The organism is Calidithermus chliarophilus DSM 9957, from assembly GCF_000430045.1.
In the GTDB taxonomy this organism is placed as follows: Bacteria; Deinococcota; Deinococci; order Deinococcales; family Thermaceae; genus Calidithermus; species Calidithermus chliarophilus.
The window spans coordinates 32635-48106 of sequence record NZ_KE387025.1 but is presented as its reverse complement, the minus strand read 5'-3'; the positions used below and the strand labels follow the sequence as shown (position 1 = coordinate 48106).

Sequence of the window (15472 nt, the reverse complement as noted above, 5' to 3'; positions counted from 1 at the left end):
TGTGTCATGCCCGATGCTGTACAGATCGGTCCCTTCCTGATCGCCACGGTGCGGCTGGTGCTCTTGACCGGGCTGCTGGTGGCTTCCTGGTGGGCTGCACGGGTGGCCAGACGGGCGGGGCTGGATGCCAATTGGGTGACGAACACGGCTGGTAACCTGGCCATAGCCGGTTTGTTGGGGGCGCGGCTGGGGTTTGTGTTGCTCAACTGGGATGGCTACCAGGCCAACCCGATCACCGCACTGTATGTCTGGCAGCCGGGGTATCTACCCTGGGCCGGGGTGATGGGGGGGATGGCCTATGGGCTGTGGGCCCTGTCGCGCCGTGTACGGTCTGAGCGCTTAGCCTACGCCCGACCGCTGCTGATGGGCTTCGTGGTGGGTGGTGCCTGGTTTGCCCTGGGGTACGGGAGCATGGGGCTGCGGCTGGGGGATGGGGCCGCTGTTAAAATCGGCGACCAGGTTCCGGAGATACGCCTGGTGAACCTCGAGGGCCAGCCGGTCACGCTCTGGAGCCTCAGGGGTAAAGCGGTGGTGCTCAACTTCTGGGCCACCTGGTGTCCCCCTTGCCGCCGCGAGATGCCGCTGCTGGACAGCGTGCAGGCCGAGTTCAAAGATAGAGGGCTGGTCGTTGTGGGGGTGAATCTGAACGAAGCCCCCCAGACGGTCGCGGCCTACACCCGACAGGTGGGGGTGAGCTATCCCATCTGGCGGGATGCCCCTGTGGGTCAGAGCGGCTTTGACCGCACCTCCGCGCTCTATGCCCGTTTTGGCGGGGTGGGGTTACCCACTACCCTGTTCATCACTCCTGACGGCACCCTGCGCGGCCGGCTGATCGGTGAACTCAACCGAGGGGCTTTGCTCAGTAACGTACGGGCCGTCTTGCCCTAGACCCGCGGAGGCTCCCTTGTTCACGTTATTGCTTGAGCGTTCGCCGGTTCGGTGGCGCGCCCACCTGGTCTACCGCCCGCCCACGGACGGTCCCGCTCAGCCCCAGACCCGACCGGTCCACTGGCTGTTCGACTTTCAGACCCAGCCACACCTGCGAGGTCGGGGGCTGTACAAGGCCGCCCTGCGCTATCTGGCCGGCCTTGCCCTGAGCAACCCGCCCACTGGCGGCATTTACATCGACACCCACGCTGCCAACCTGGCCTCGAGGCGGGGCATCCTGTCGGTGGGCTTCCAGCCTTGCGGGGTTGCCCGCACCTATATCGCCGGGGTGCCCAAGCTGCGGTGGTGGAAGTGGGGGTACTGGCAGGCCGGTCGACCACATCCGGGGCTTCCACCCAGGGACTTTACACGCATTTAACACGAGCTGGGTACCGTGCGGGCACGCGGGACGGTGGCCGCGGGCCGAGGTCGGGTCGATGGGGAAACGGGTCAAAACCTCCTGGTGGATCGCCGGTCTTGGGGCACTCCTGCTGGCCGGGTTGGTGGGGCTGCTGGCGCGCTCGACCGTACCCCGCCTGCCCGGAATGCCCATCACGGGCGGGATACCCATGGGCACGGCGGCGAGCGGGGCCGGCAGCCCCAAGGGGAGGATGGCCGGCATGACCATGCCCCTGGCCCCGGTGGCCACGCGAGACGCCCACTCCCTGGTACTTTTGCCTACTGGGGAGATACTCTTCGGGCACCACGACGGCATCCAGCGCTTCGACGGGGATAAGCAGGGCTGGCTTAACGTGGTGCAGCGCAGCGGCTGGGATGCCATGAACCTGGCCTGGGATGGCAGGCGGCTAATTGTAGCTGGCCATGAAGTCTATGCCGTGAGCGACGATCTCAGGACATACCGTGACCGCCGTCCGAGTGGGCTCGGCGGCATGGACATTCACGGCTACGCGATAAGCCCTGTTGACCCTCAGCGGCATTACCTTTGGGAAGCCCGCAGCGGTCTGTACGTCAGCCAGGACGGGGGTCTGAACTGGAGAGCGGCCGGGGGGGTAGGGCTGTCCCGGTGGGTTCACGTGCTGGCGGTCGCGAGGGACGGTAGCGTCTACGCCGGAGGCGTGGGGGCAGGGCTCTACCGCAGCCTGGATGGCGGCGGGCATTTTGAGCCCGCCGGGGCGCCCGAGGCCGACGTCTTCGCGCTGGGCGTGGACGCGGGCGGCAAGCTCTATGTCGGCGGACGGCAGGGGTTGTATGCCCAGGGTCCCGAGGGATGGCAACGCCTGGAGCCCGCCTCCGTGATCGCGCTGGCGGCGAGCCCCGACGAGGCTGGATACATCGTATGGATGGACGATCAGGGCCAGGTTTGGCAACGATGAGCACCTGGTACGTGGAGCGACGTATGGCAAAGAATCCGAGCAACCGAAAGGCCTTGACGTCAAGCACCCGGCGTGGTGCGAGGTACACCTCCAAATCTAAAGCCTTTCCCTGGACTGCAGTACTCCTCACCGCCCTGGCCGCCCTGGGGGTCGGCTGGGCCGGCTGGTCGTGGTGGCAGGGGCGGCAGGTGGGGGGCGACTTCGCCCGGTTGGCCGAGCAGGGCAAACCCCAGCTCGGCAGGGTGATCGAGCGCCTTGACGCGGGGCGTTTGCACGCGGCGCTGGGACAGCCGCTGGGCTTCAGGGACGATCCGCCGACCTCGGGCACCCACTGGCCGAGCTGGACCAGCGCCGGTTTCTACACCGCTGCCGAACCTAAAGAGAAGCTGGTGCACTCGATGGAACACGGGAACGTGGTGATCTACTACGACCAACCCGGCGACGAGGCCCTGCGCACCCTTAGGGCCTGGGCAGGGCGGTTCCGGGGTCAGTGGGACGGCTTGGTGGTGGTCCGTAAGGCCGGGATTGGGCGCGGTATCGAGCTCACCGCCTGGAACAGGCTGCTGCGCCTGGAGGGGTGGGACGCCGCGGCGGCAGCGGCGTTTGTGGACGCCTACCGTGGCCGGGGGCCGGAAAACCCGGTGAGGTGACGTGAGCGCTCGAGCCGGCGGGCGGCTGGGTGTGATGGTGGGTTTGGCCGTTCTGCCCGCCTCCGGTTCCCGGCTCTCCGGGTAGCCTCACATTCTCTACGGCTGGGCCAGCCTGCTTTTCCCCTGGCTTTCAGGGCCGCTCAGGCGCAAGAGTGAGGTACAGGTATGTGCGGGCATATACTATTGGTTCAAGGAAGGGAACAAGGACAACAGGAGAATATGCGTTTCTGGGCCGGAATCCTGGTGGTCGCTCTGTTGGGTGGGCTGTTCTGGTGGGGTCTGCGCCGCGGCCCCTCCCCTCGGCCCTGCCCTCCCAGATCGCCCAGGGGAACAACCTGCCCCGGACTTCATCATGCCCACCCTGAAGCCCTACCGGGCGGAGTGGGGGGATCGCCTCACCCTCTCCAGGCTGGTGGGCCTAAGCCCGTCGCGCTCAACTTCCGGGCCAGTTGGTGCCCCTCCTGCCGCCGTGAAGCGCCGATGCTCGAGGCAGCCTGGCGCGGGTATAAGGACCGGGTGCTGTTCGTGGGGATCAACTTCGTCGCGCCTACTTGAAGGCGGGCAGCCCGGCAGGGTCACGCCAAGCCCTGCCGGGTGTCCTCGCCGGGCTTGTTGAGGATGGAGGTGACGTGGAACTCGGCGGTGTGCTCGGCAACGCCCGGATCATCGTGCGCGATCGGTTTTGCTGAGCCTGGCAGGGTCGGGGTGTGCAACCGCTACCCGTCGGGGAACTTGACCATCAGGAGGGAAGATGGGGTGAAGCCGGGGTCGCGGCTGGATCGAGCGGCCCTGCTCCTCCTGTCTGCCGGTCGTCAAGCGCCATGCGGCAAGGGTGCATGCTCCACCCGGGCGGGATGGCCGAACCGCGTGGCTTGCGCCTGGAGGATGCGCAGGCGGGTTGGCCACTAGCTTTACGCAGATTTAACATGGGGTCTTTACACTACACGCTGTAGTGTAAAGGGGGGTCCCCGCCATGAATCACTTTCTCGTCGACGTTCTTCCCTGGGAGCAGCAAGTCTGGATCGTCCCCCCGGAGCAGCTTTCGCTCAGCCAGTACGTGCGCTACCGCTGGTGGAAAGCCCGCACTTTCCGGAGCTCGCTCAAGCTCTCCCGGCCTCAGTGGTACGGCTTCTTGAGCCATGAAGGCCGGTGGGTGAGCATGCTGGAAATCGTCCACCGCCCGGCGAAGGTCGGGGTGGAGGACGTGCGGCTGGGCTTGGTAGGGGCGGTGACCACTCTCCCGCAAGCGAGGGGCAAAGGCTACGCCTCCGTGCTGCTGCGGGAGAGCATCGGGTTCATCGGCGACCGGCTTAAGTGCGATTTCGCCTGGTTGATGTGCGCGGAGGATCTGGTCCCCTTCTATGAACGCCTGGGCTGGCAGCGCGTGCAAGGGCCGTTTTACTTCCAGCAGCCCGGCGGCAGGGTGCAGGGTGAGTTGGCGGCAATGGCGTTCGCCTGTCAGGGCAGGTCCTGGCCGGAAGGGGAGCTCGACCTGTGCGGCCTGCCCCTCTAGCAGCTCTGACCCGGGCCGTGGGGTAACCAGTCCCGCAGATGCCACTCCAGAGGCGCGGCGTGCAGCAGGAGTGGTACGAGGGACAGTGCCGCCAGGATGAGCGCGCTTTTCACCACAGCCGCCCGCCAGCGGTGCCCCTCAAAAAGAGGCGCCGGTTGCCCCAAGACGGCCTGCACCCGCAGAGCCAGGCTCGAGCCTAGAATTTCAGCATTCGGGGCCGACTCTGCATGGGCATGCCGTGCGAGGCGCAACAAGGCCGAGGCCACCACGTCACCGCCCACCGCCGCCGCCGCCCGGTCGGCGTCGAGCTCTTCCCGTAACCACCAGGCCCGCTGCAGGAGCGGTGCGACGGGCAGGAATGCCGTGGCGGCGGTCAGGCCGGCCACCCACAGGCCACGTTTGACCGAGCGGCGCATCAGATGGTACCGCTCGTGCAGCAGGACAGCTTTGAGCTCCTCGCGGGGCAGCAGCTCGACCAGGCCCCGGCTCACCACCACCTCGGAGAGCTGGGTGAAGGCGAACACGTCGGGCCGGTCCACGTATACCACCCGCCTCAAGCCCAGGCTCTGCGCGAGCTCGCTGAGATCGGGGGGCTGGGCGGCCCCGCCGACCTCACGGCGCAGTGAGGCCAGCAGAGCCCACCTCGTGACCAGCTCGCGCAGCATCCGGAAAGCCGCGAGAGCCCCTGGACCCAGCGCGGCCAGCAGAACCAGCCCGACGGCCGCCTCTCCTGCCCGGAGGGCGAACCAGCAGTCCCCGAGCCAGTCCAAGGCCCCGCTCATGCCCGGGTGACCGCTGGTGCCTGCCACCAGCAGCAACGGCGCCCCCAGCAGCAGCAGCAAGGTGAGCAGGCTGGCCTCGATGGCGCGACCCATAGGCTCACGAGCCTTCCCGTTTGCGCCGCAGTAGGGCCTCGAGCTCGGCGATGCGCCCGGGATCCTCGCGCTCGAGCGCAGCGACGAACTGGGCCACCGCGTAGTCCCCGAAATCGCGCACCAGACCTACCACAACGTCGTGGGTCAACCCCTCTACGAAGGCTTCCCTGGACAGGGCCGCTCCGTAGACCGAGCGCCTCCCACCCGGTTGGCAGCGGGTCACCAGCCCTTTGGCGACCAGGCGACTGAGCACCGTCATCACCGTGTTGAAGGCTAGCCGCTGCGGCAACAAGGCCTTCTGCACCTCCGCGATCGTCTGGGGCCCATGCTTCCACAGCACTTCCATCACCGCCGCCTCGAGGCCGCCCAGGACCCGCTGCAACCCCTGCTCGTTGAGGTGGAACGAGCGCACCTCGCCCATAGGCTCAGTGTACCTGTCGGAGGACAGGTTTTACATGGTCGTGACTGCCTTAGCTGCACTCCGTGTGCGCGTTTGGGCCAATCAAGGTCTTGAAACCTCGTCAAAGTACCGTCGGCACTGCGTAGCGGGTGACGGGTAGCTAAATGCCCACTTCAAGGACGCTCGAGGCCTGCTCGGTAGAGTTGATGGCCGCAACCTTAGCCTGGCCGCGGAGGGCTTTACGGAAACTTAACCGTAAAACCTTAACTTGACAGGCATGGTCAGAATCCTGCCATCCCTTGGCATCGCAGCGCTCCTGTCCAGCGGCCTCGCCCTGGGCCAGAGCAAGCAGCCTGACCCCCTCAGCATCGAGGCCCTGCGCGCCCGCAGTTACCCGGGCAGCGCCATCACCGTCGAGCGCACCCTCACCTCGGGCGCGAACTACCGGCGCTACATCGCCTCCTACCGTTCCGATGGCCTGAAGATTTTCGCCCTCTTGACCGTACCCTCGGGCACCAAGCCGAAGAGCGGCTGGCCCGCCGTCGTGTTTAACCACGGTTACATCCCGCCCGAACAGTACCGCACCACCCAGCGCTACGAGGCGTACGTGGACGCACTGGCCAGGGCGGGCTATGTCGTGTTCAAGCCGGATTACCGGGGGCACGGCAATTCCGAGGGCCAGGCCGAGGGAGCCTACTGGTTTCCGGGCTACACCATCGACGTGCTCAACGCAGTCTCCTCGCTGGCGAAGCTTAAGGAAGTCGATGCCGGGCGTCTGGGCATGTGGGGACACTCGATGGGTGGCTACCTCACCCTGCGGGCCATGGTCGTCGACAAGCGCATCAAGGCCGGGGTGATCTGGGCGGGAGTGGTGGCACCCTACACTGACCTCGTCAACAATTGGCGGCGACCGTACATGGGTGGGCAACCCTCAACTCGGGTACAGCAGCGCAGGCGGGAGATCTTCGATCGCTTCGGCACTCCCGAGCAGAACCCCGGGTTCTGGAACGCTATTTCGGCCAACAGCTACCTGGCAGAAGGCATGGCGCCGATCCAGCTTCATCATAGCCCTGCCGATACCCACGTCCCCTACGCCTTTTCGCAGACCTTGGCGCGGCAACTCAAGGCGGCCGGGCAGCCGTATGAGTTCTATAGCTACGCCGGAGACGACCACAACCTGAGCAAGAACTTCGCCCAGGCTATGCGGCGCTCGGTGGCGTTCTTCGACCGCTACCTGAAAGGGGGATCGTGAACCGGCGGATCGTGCACCTCCTGTTGCCCGTGCTTCTGTCCACGGCCGGGGCCGTGCCCGGGGCGGTGCGGCTGGAAGGCGTTCGCCACGAGTACCAACGCCTCAACAACTGCGGCCCCGTCACGATCGGGATGGCCCTGAGCTTCTGGGGGAGCAAGCTGACGCAGTACCAGTCCGCTCCTGTGTTGAAGCCCAACCGGGCCGACAAGAACGTCTCGCCCGATGAGCTGGCAGCTTATGCCCGCAGCCAGGGCTACGCCGTGCACGGGGGCGCAGCCGGCGATTTGGCGTTGATCAGGCGGCTGGTGGCAGCGGGTTACCCGGTAATCGCCCAGACCTGGTTCGTCAGCGACCAAGGCGGCATGGGTCACTACCGTCTGATTACCGGCTACGACGAACGAGGGGGCTATTTGTGGGCCTACGACTCCTACAACGGCCCCAACATACGCCTCGAGTACACGGAGTTTGACAGCCTGTGGCAGGTGTACAACCGCACCTATCTAGTGGTTTATCCCAAAAGCCGTGAGGGGGAAGTGCGCAAGTTGCTGGGTGATCGGGTGAACGCGGGATGGGAAGACCAGCACGCCCGGGCGGTAGCCCTCCAGGAAACCCGGACCCAGCCCCGTAACGCCTTCGCCTGGTTCAACCTGGGCACCAGCCTGCTTAAGCTGGGCGACGCCGTGGGGGCTGCCCAAGCCTACGACCAAGCCCGCGGCCTGCCGGTCAACCGGGCCTATGACCCCGACCGGCCCGGCGGGATGCTGGGTAATTGGCCTTGGCGTACCCTGTGGTACCAGTTTGGTCCCCTGGAGGCTTACTACAAGGTGGCCCGCCATGGCGAGGTGGTTTCCTTAGCTAGTGAGACCCTGCGGTGGGCTCCCGACCATGAGGAGTCGTACTACTGGCGCGGCAAAGCCCGGGCTGCGCTGGGACAGCGTAATCTAGCCCTGGCTGACTTCCGGGCAGCCCTGCGCTATAGACCCGGCTATGCCGAAGCCCGGGCTGCGCTGCGGGAATTGCAGGCGAAAGCCGCACGCTAGGCTCAAAACTGGATCGTGCCAGTCCCCTCGCCGAAGCGGCGGGGTATCATGCCGATGATCCAGTCGGTAGCAGCCACGTAGGTCCAGGGCGACCCCTACGATCACCGCGATCCCGGAGAGGCCAATTAGCGTTGCTGCGGTCAAGATGAGGGTTTCATACCCGATTCGGTTAGTTCGTCACCGTTCGGTGACGAACTGACCCGACCGAAGTTATCCGCGTGGCGGAGGGCGGTAGCGCCCCTCGGGAGGGATACGCTTGCTTCGCCGACCGTCAGGGAGGGGTATGCTCTGGGACCCGAAAAGATAGCCTCCGGGGCTCTTCGGTTTGGAAGATTATCTTTTTGAATCCGGTATCGTATAGGCTCCAAGGGCAGCTAAGGTCGTGGATCAGAGCAACCGTTCCAACCGAAAGGGGAACTGATGCCTGAACGCCTCGGCCATGGTGGCCCCGGCATGGCTCAGCAGTCCGTGATAGAGCGCCGACGACTTGTCCATTTCGCGATGCAGCGAGCGCCCCAGCTCGAGGTCGGACAGGTGGGCATATCCAGGAACAATGGTCTCCAGTGACTCTGGGTTAAGCCTGCTGCGCAGCACCTGTGCAGTGAAGGCCATCTGCCCCTCGAGCACCCCCAGGGCCTGTTGCTTGAGGGCAAAGGTGGATCCGATCTCGACCACACAGTTGGGGTTGTGCGGCGACATGTAGTAGAGGTCGCGGATCAGGTGGCGCTCAAACCCGCCACACTCCTCGATGCGCCAGTCCCGTCCGGCCAACGAGGCCGCCTCGAGATACAAGAGCATGAGCAGTCTGCGGTCGGGGTCGAGGTCGGCATAGGAATGCTCGGGGTCTTGCGTGATCAGGATGTCCGGGCGGGTCTCCCGGATCAGTCGCACCAGCTTGATTTTGGAGGGGGTGTCGAGCTGGGTCTCGCCGACCTGAAACTCCAGGAACCGCACCGACCGTACCCCCAAGATCTTCGCGGCTTGCTCGATCTGGGGGCGGGTCTGCGGCCTGGACAGCACCACGGCAGCGTGTACGGCATCGCCCCCCTGGGCGTGCAGGGCCAGCGTACCACCCACTTCCACGATCTCCAGGCCATAGGTCGCCAACATCAGAATGCTTTTGGGCATACGATCAACCTTTGCGCAAGCGCGGGAACAGATAGCCTTCCAAAGCGCGGCCGGTAAGGGCGAAACCCAGCACCGCTAACGTGATCATCACCCCCGGGGGCACCACCCACCAGGGCCACGAACCGTTGAGAAAAGCCCCGCGAATCTGGGCGTAATAGAGGATGGAACCCCAGCTCTTGCGCACCGGGTCACCCAAGCCCAAGAAGGAGAGTGAGGCTTCGATCAGGATGCTGCCGGATGCCACCAGAATGAACTGCGAGACTGCGATGGGCAGCACCCCGGGCAGGATGTGGCGGAAGAGGATGTGGAAGTCGCTAGCCCCCAGGGCCCTGGCCCCTTCGACGTAGGTCGCCCCGCGCAAGGCCAGCACCCCGGAACGGATCACTCGAGCGGGTCGCGCCCAGATGACCAGCATGATGGCGGCAATCAGGTTGCCGGTGCTTGGTCCTAGATAGGCGGCCACCACGATCATCAGCGGGATGAAGGGCAGCACCAGCATCACGTCCACCAGGCGCATCAGCGCCCCGTCCAGCCAGCCACCGCTGTAGCCCGCTACCAGACCCACCAACGTACCGATCAAGATGGCGCCTGCCGCAGCGCTAAAGCCGATCAGGAGCGAAACCCGCGTACCCACGATTAGCTCGGAGAGAATGTCCTGACCCACGTCGTTGGTGCCCAGCAGATGGGCGCTCGAGGGTTGCTCAAAGGGTTTGCCGCTGGGCAGGGTGGGGTCATAGGGGGCGATCAGCGGGCCGAACAGGGCTAAAAACAACATCAAGGTCAGCAAGCCCAGGCCCGTAACGCCGACAGGGCTAGCCAGAAGCATCTTCGAAAGCTCGCGCCAGCGTCTTGATCGGGCCGAAGCAACAGCAGAGCTAACCATGTGAACCCCGTACCCTGGGGTCAACCAGGGGATAGAGCAAGTCTGCCAGCAGGTTGAAAAGCAACACCGAAAGCGTCACCAGGAAAAAGGCCCCCTGCAGCAAGGGGTAATCGCGGTTGGTGGCCGACTCAAACAGCAGCCGCCCCACCCCTGGATAGGAGAACACCGTCTCGATTACTGCGGCCCCGCCCACCAGCGTTCCCAGGTTGAGCATGAACACCGTGAACACCGGGAGGATGGCGTTGCGCAGGGCGTGCTTGTAAAGCACCTGGCGCTCGGCCATTCCCTTGGCCCGGGCGGTGCGGATGTAGTCCTCTCCCAGCACGGCGAGCATCGCGTAGCGCATCACCAGGTAGGTGCCGGAGAGGCTGGCGATGGTGAGGGTGGTGGCGGGCAATACCAGGTGACGCGTCACGTCTACCACCGCCGACCAGCCCTGGTAGTTGGCCCACGCAGTTCTGGCCCCGAAAACCGGGAAGATCTGTAGCTGCACGGCGAAGATCGCCACCAGCATCATCCCCAGCCAGAAGGTGGGCACCGCGTCAAGGGCGATCGAGCCGGCCAGGGTGGTGTTGTCCAGCATCCCCCCACGCCGCCAGGCGGCCAGGGCCCCTACGATGACGCCGAAGAGCGAGGAGAGGAGCAGGGCGGTTGCAGTGAGCAGAAGAGTCCAGGGTAGGCGCTCGAGCAGGATCGAGCGCACCGGACGATTTTCCTGGTAGCTGTAGCCGAGATCGCCACGGGCCAACTGGCCCAGGTAGCGCAAGAACTGCACCAGCAGCGGCTGGTCCAAGCCCGCGCGCTGGAGGATGGCCTGGCGCTGCTCGGGGCTCAGCGTGGCCACCTCATCACCAGCGAGGAACTGCAACGGGCTGCCCGGCATAGCCCGGGGCAGGAAGAAGTTCACCGTCACTGCGACCAGCAGCACCAGGAGGTATTGGCCCAGGCGATTGAGCATCGACTGCCCTTTACTGCCCTTGCAAGAAGGAGCGCTTGTTGATGATGCCCTGGCCCTTCTGGAACTTCCATCCGTCATAGGCCTCGGGCCGGTAGGCGTAGACCCCGTCGGCATACCACAAGGTGATAAAGGGTAGATCGCGCGCGATGATGGTCTGAACCTGTGTCGCGAGCTGCTTGCGCTGGTCGAAGTCCACGGTGGTGACCATGCGCTCCGTGAGGCTGTCCACCGTAGGGTTCTTGTAACCGCCGATGTTGAGCGTCCCGGCAGCAGGGTTGGAGTTAAACAGCCCGCGCAGGTTGAGCTGCGAGGTCACCGGGGCGGACCATCCCCACATGGCCAACTCGAAGTTGCGGCCTTTGGCCACGTCGAAGTCCGGCCAAACTGCCTGTTGCACCGTGGTGGGGTCGAGCGAGCGTACGTTGAAGACGATGCCTGCGGGCCGAACCTGCTGGGCGATCAGCTCCGCGGCACGGATGCGCAAAGGGTTGTTGGACTGCACCAGAAGCGTGAACTCCAGCCGCTTGCCGTCCTTGCCCACGCGTACACCCCCCGCGCCGGCCCGGTAGCCCAGCGAGTCCAGCACCTTCCCGGCCTCGGCTACGCTCAGGCGCTTGTACTCACGGGTGGCCGCACTGTAGAAGGGCGACTGCGGGTGCACGAAGCCGGCGTTGCCGGGAGTGCCGTAGCCGAGCAGCAACGTCTCGACCAAGCCCTTGGTGTCGATCAAGCCGGCCACCGCCTGGCGGAAGCGGACTTCGTTGAACGGCGGGATCGTGGTGTTGAACTGCAGCAGGGTGCTGGCATACCCTGGCCCCCGCACCACCTTGAGCCGTGGGTTATTGGAGAACTGGCCGATCAGTTCGGGCAACACCTCGCGGCTGGTCGCGCTGATCTGCCCGGCCTGTAGGGCCTGGAAGGTCGAGGTGGCGTCTTTGATGATGCTCAACACCACCTCGTCCGCACCGGGTTTGCCGCCAAAGTAGCTGGGATTCTCCACCAGCCGGTACGACTGGTCCGGGCGGTGCTCCACCAGCTTGAAGGGGCCGCTGCCCGTGGCGTTCTTGAAAGCCCTGGGGTCGGTGACGTTCTGCCAGAGGTGCTGGGGCAGGATGGGCACGTCGGCCAGCGTGACCTGCTGGAAGTTGGCCTCGGGCCGGGGAAGGGTGATGACTACTGTGCGTTCATCCGGCGTGCGGATGTCGGAGATGCCGCGCACCGCGGTAGCGAAACGTCCGATCAGGGGGTACTTCTTGTAGTACTCGTAGGAGAACTTCACGTCGGCGCTGGTCAGGGGTTTGCCGTCATGCCACACAGCGCCCTCGCGGAGCTTGATGGTCCACTGCCGGCCCCCGTTCGTGCTGGTGACGCTCTCCGCCAGCCAAGGGCGGGGCACGTCGCCTAGGTCGTTGAGCATCAGGGTGTCGAACACCAGGGACAGCATGTTGTAACCGGGGTAGCCGGTCACGTACGTGTAGGGAGTTAGCTCTCCCTCATCCTGGGGTATGGCGAGAATGATGCGCTGGCCAGTGTGACCGGCCAGTGCGGCACCTGTCAGCAGCGCGAAGGACACAGCCAGGACTAACGACAGCACGTTGAATCGCTTCATTTCCCCTCCCGTACACAGCCGCAATCCCCACCCTCAGAATAAGCCGAGCGTTGAGCGAAGTGGGCGAGGTTGCGTGGTGTTAATGGGAGAACGATGGCATTGAATTGTTAAGCTAATGTAAAGCCGCCCACGGAGGAGTCAGGAAACCGCTTCCCGGCGAGGGCAGGACGCGCATCAGGGCGGTGAGCCGGGCATTGCCCCGCCGTTAGGTGACCCCACGCTCCGCAGACCCGGCCCCGCTCCTACCCGCCACACCGGCGGGTCTTTCGGGCGACGGTGGTTCGCCAAAACCACCGTCGCCGCCGGCCTACAGCTCGAGCGGTTTATATATTTGTCTATCCGGATAAAAGGATATAATCAACGGCATGGAGCGCCACGGCGTTTCGTACCCACCCCCCCAGCAAGACTTCGAGCGAGTCCTGAGGACATTCCAGGCCCTGGCTGAGACCGCCCGCCTGCGCATCGCCCTGGGCATGATCGAGGGGGAGCAGAGCGTGGGTTGCCTGGTCGAGCGCCTCGACCTGCCCCAGAGCACCGTCTCGAGGCACCTCGCGGCGCTACGGGCGGCTGAGGTGGCGACGGCCCGCCGCGAGGGGACCAAGGTGTTCTACCGCCTCAAGAGCCACATCGCCGACCTGCTGACCCAGGCCTTCGCCCACGCCGAGCACCAGCGGCTGGGGCTTCCCGAACACGGGGCTTCGCGGTGAAGGTCCTCCTCCCCTTCCGGAGTCTGCGCAACCCGCTTTTCGCCCGGCTCTACGCCGCGCAGACTACCAGCCTGTTGGGCGACGCCTTTACCTGGGTGGGTCTGGCTCTGCTGGCCTTTGAGGTGGGTGGGGCACGGTCGGCGGCGATTCTGGCCGGGGCGCTCACGCTGCGGGTTACGGCCTTCGTGGCTCTCTCGCCGCTGGCGGGAGCCTTGGCCGACCGGATGGACCGCAAGACCCTGATGGTCGCTGCCGACCTGGGGCGAATGGTGGTCATCGGGCTGATGCCCCTGGTAAGTGAGGTCTGGCAGGTCTACGTGCTGATGTTTGCCCTTAACGCGCTCACCGCCTTTTTCACCCCCGCGTATCAGGCAGCCCTGCCTCAGGTGACGCGGCAGAAGGACTACGCTCAGGCCATCGCGCTTTCTGGAGCGACCTACGAGGTGCTGGGGGTGCTCGGCCCCGGGGTGGCGGGTGCGATCGCCGGGCTGATCGGGGCACGGAACATTTTCTTCTTGGACGCGGGGACCTTTTTGATCTCGGCCCTGCTCATCTTGACCCTGCCGGTGAGGCTGCGGGTGGATCGGTCGTCGGACACGGCACAGGCCACCACGTTACGCGACGTTCAGGACGGAACACTGCGGTTATGGCAGGACGCCCCGATGCGCTACGCGCTGCTGCTGGAGTTGGTCGCGGCGGTATCGGGTGCGCTGATTTTGGTGGGCACGGTAGGGCTGGTGCGGGGGCAGCTCGAGCTGGGCGACCTCGAGTACGGCTGGGGGATGGCGGCCTTCGGGGTCGGGGCCACGCTGGCGGCCCTGGCGGTGGGCGCCCTGGAGGGGCGCCTGCCCCGCACCACCTTCGTGCTGCTGGGGGCGCTGGTCTCCACACTGGCGGTGCTGCCCGCCAATTTCGTTCCGTTCATCCCTTTGCTGCTCCTGTGGATCCTTGCCGGGGCGGGCCAGAACTGGGTTAACCTGCCTACTCAAACACTCATCGCCGACCGCACCCCTGAAGCGTTCCAGGGGCGGGTCTACGGGGCACACTTCGCCTGGAGCCACCTGTGGTGGGCGTTGACTTACCCCCTGGCCGGCTGGCTGGGGAGCCGCTTCGCCGAGCAGTCCTTCTTATACGGCGGTTTCGTGGCCGTAGTTCTGCTCGCCGGAGTGATGCTCCAGCCCAGGCTCAGGAACCGGGCGACGCCGGGGTGAGTCGGCAAAACGTCCCCGCCCGGCTCTGCCCCTCTAGGGCAGTCGCCGCCGCAAGGGCGAGCCCTCGGGGCGACCGAGCGCCCCGAACGGGAGCGGGGCGGGAGGCCGGTGATGGGATTAAATCCCTTCGGCGGCCAGGAGGGTTGACCCGTTGGGCCTATGGGCTCTTGGCCAGTTTGCCCAATACCCGCCTCGAGAAACGGTCGGTGGCTCCCTCCCAGTTGCCTTCGAGGGCCTCCAGGGCTTTGCGGCTTTTGCCCGTGCGGAGCGACTCCACGATGACTTGATGTTCTTTTACGGACTCCATCGCGTCCTTGGAGTCGAAGTGGGCCAGCTCGAAGCGGCGTAATTTAACCTTCAAATCCGCCAAGAGCTGTGCCAACTCGCGGTTGCCCGAGCGCTCGATCCAGACCTGGTGGAAGGCGTTGTCCGCCGCCAGCGCCGCCTTGGCGTCGTGGCGTTCGATGGCCTGAGCCAGACGGGCGTTGGCCGCTTCCAGGGTCAGGAAATCGGCCTCGGTCAGCTTGAACTGAGCCAGCTCCAGGGCGTAGACCTCCAGGCGCTGCACGATGCCGTACAACTCATCGGCCTGCTCGGGGTCGAGCCGCGCTACCCGGGTCCACTTGTGCGAGGCGGTCTCGATCAGGCCCTCGTCCTCGAGCCGGCGTAGCGCCTCGCGAACCGGGGTACGGCTGACCTCGAGCGCTTCCGCCAGTTCGACATCCTTGATGACCTCACCCGGCCTGAGTGTGCCGTCGATGATCCAATCCCGCAGCTGTTTGTACACCTGTTCCCGGGCCAGCTCCCGCTTGACCTTACGAACCTGTGATGGCAGTGGCACACGTGAAGTATACCTCAACCCTTGACTTGTAGTATCAAATATGCAATATATTACTGTGTCGCCAGCCCAAGCCCAACCCCCTGCTGCTCACAGGGTTCGGCTACCCAAGTTAAGGGTTCGGCCACCGGAGTTAAGCGTGTTTGA

At 65.3% G+C, this 15472-nt stretch carries 16 protein-coding genes; 9 read left to right on the top strand and 7 right to left on the bottom strand.

Features of this window, described 5'->3' with window-relative positions; all coding sequences use genetic code 11:
• The first annotated feature begins 6 nt into the window (after positions 1–6).
• The 5 genes from MEICH_RS0115190 (at position 7) to MEICH_RS27285 (ending at position 4424) form a co-directional block, all read left to right on the top strand.
• Positions 7–888 (top strand): TlpA disulfide reductase family protein, encoded by an 882-nt coding sequence (locus MEICH_RS0115190; RefSeq protein ID WP_027893336.1) that lies wholly within the window; start codon positions 7–9, stop codon positions 886–888.
• A 476-nt stretch (positions 889–1364) separates the two neighbouring features.
• The gene (locus tag MEICH_RS0115180) at positions 1365–2261 is read left to right on the top strand and encodes a WD40/YVTN/BNR-like repeat-containing protein (RefSeq protein ID WP_051304246.1); all 897 of its coding nucleotides are present in this window, start codon (positions 1365–1367) and stop codon (positions 2259–2261) included.
• A gap of 23 nt (positions 2262–2284) precedes the next feature.
• Positions 2285–2911: a DUF3105 domain-containing protein gene (locus MEICH_RS0115175; protein WP_051304279.1), complete on the top strand. Its 627-nt coding sequence runs from the start codon at positions 2285–2287 to the stop codon at positions 2909–2911.
• 165 nt (positions 2912–3076) lie between these two features.
• Positions 3077–3466 carry a TlpA disulfide reductase family protein gene (locus MEICH_RS30725; protein WP_084542365.1) on the top strand — a complete coding sequence of 130 codons (390 nt, stop codon included), beginning with the start codon at positions 3077–3079 and terminating at the stop codon, positions 3464–3466.
• Between the two features lie 418 nt (positions 3467–3884).
• A complete protein-coding gene (locus MEICH_RS27285; protein WP_051304245.1) occupies positions 3885–4424 on the top strand; it encodes a GNAT family N-acetyltransferase in 540 nt (179 codons plus the stop codon).
• Here the strand turns inward: MEICH_RS27285 and MEICH_RS0115165 are convergent.
• Entirely contained in the window at positions 4421–5299 is an 879-nt protein-coding gene (locus tag MEICH_RS0115165) for a M48 family metalloprotease (protein WP_027888517.1), read from the bottom strand. The two genes, MEICH_RS27285 and MEICH_RS0115165, sit on opposite strands and share 4 nt — an antisense overlap.
• Positions 5300–5303: 4 nt before the next feature.
• Entirely contained in the window at positions 5304–5720 is a 417-nt protein-coding gene (locus MEICH_RS0115160) for a BlaI/MecI/CopY family transcriptional regulator (protein WP_027888518.1), read from the bottom strand.
• A 256-nt stretch (positions 5721–5976) separates the two neighbouring features.
• Here MEICH_RS0115160 and MEICH_RS0115155 point away from each other — a divergent pair, with 256 nt between their 5' ends.
• A complete protein-coding gene (locus MEICH_RS0115155) occupies positions 5977–6951 on the top strand; it encodes an alpha/beta hydrolase family protein (protein WP_119339789.1) in 975 nt (324 codons plus the stop codon).
• Positions 6948–7991 (top strand): C39 family peptidase, encoded by a 1044-nt coding sequence (locus MEICH_RS0115150; protein ID WP_223299774.1) that lies wholly within the window; start codon positions 6948–6950, stop codon positions 7989–7991. Before MEICH_RS0115155 ends, MEICH_RS0115150 begins: the two co-directional genes overlap by 4 nt.
• Before the next feature lie 387 nt (positions 7992–8378).
• On the opposite strand, the gene MEICH_RS0115145 is transcribed toward MEICH_RS0115150, so the two are convergent.
• The 4 genes from MEICH_RS0115145 to MEICH_RS25290 are packed head-to-tail and all read right to left on the bottom strand — an operon-like array spanning position 8379 to position 12569.
• The gene (locus MEICH_RS0115145) at positions 8379–9119 is read right to left on the bottom strand and encodes a PIG-L deacetylase family protein (protein WP_027888521.1); all 741 of its coding nucleotides are present in this window, start codon (positions 9117–9119) and stop codon (positions 8379–8381) included.
• 4 nt (positions 9120–9123) lie between these two features.
• Positions 9124–10002 carry an ABC transporter permease gene (locus MEICH_RS0115140; protein ID WP_043983037.1) on the bottom strand — a complete coding sequence of 293 codons (879 nt, stop codon included), beginning with the start codon at positions 10000–10002 and terminating at the stop codon, positions 9124–9126.
• On the bottom strand, positions 9995–10960 hold the full coding sequence (locus MEICH_RS0115135; RefSeq protein WP_027888523.1) for an ABC transporter permease: 966 nt from the start codon (positions 10958–10960) through the stop codon (positions 9995–9997). The genes MEICH_RS0115140 and MEICH_RS0115135 overlap by 8 nt, the downstream gene beginning before the upstream one ends.
• Positions 10961–10970: 10 nt before the next feature.
• Positions 10971–12569 carry an ABC transporter substrate-binding protein gene (locus MEICH_RS25290; protein WP_081698415.1) on the bottom strand — a complete coding sequence of 533 codons (1599 nt, stop codon included), beginning with the start codon at positions 12567–12569 and terminating at the stop codon, positions 10971–10973.
• 365 nt (positions 12570–12934) lie between these two features.
• Here MEICH_RS25290 and MEICH_RS0115125 point away from each other — a divergent pair, with 365 nt between their 5' ends.
• Positions 12935–13276, top strand: a complete 342-nt coding sequence (locus MEICH_RS0115125) for an ArsR/SmtB family transcription factor (RefSeq protein ID WP_027888524.1) — start codon at positions 12935–12937, stop codon at positions 13274–13276.
• Positions 13273–14487 (top strand): MFS transporter, encoded by a 1215-nt coding sequence (locus MEICH_RS25285; RefSeq protein WP_043983040.1) that lies wholly within the window; start codon positions 13273–13275, stop codon positions 14485–14487. Before MEICH_RS0115125 ends, MEICH_RS25285 begins: the two co-directional genes overlap by 4 nt.
• A 157-nt stretch (positions 14488–14644) precedes the next feature.
• Here the strand turns inward: MEICH_RS25285 and MEICH_RS25280 are convergent, their stop codons facing one another.
• Positions 14645–15274, bottom strand: a complete 630-nt coding sequence (locus MEICH_RS25280) for a GntR family transcriptional regulator (RefSeq protein ID WP_051304243.1) — start codon at positions 15272–15274, stop codon at positions 14645–14647.
• Positions 15275–15472 lie beyond the last annotated feature (198 nt).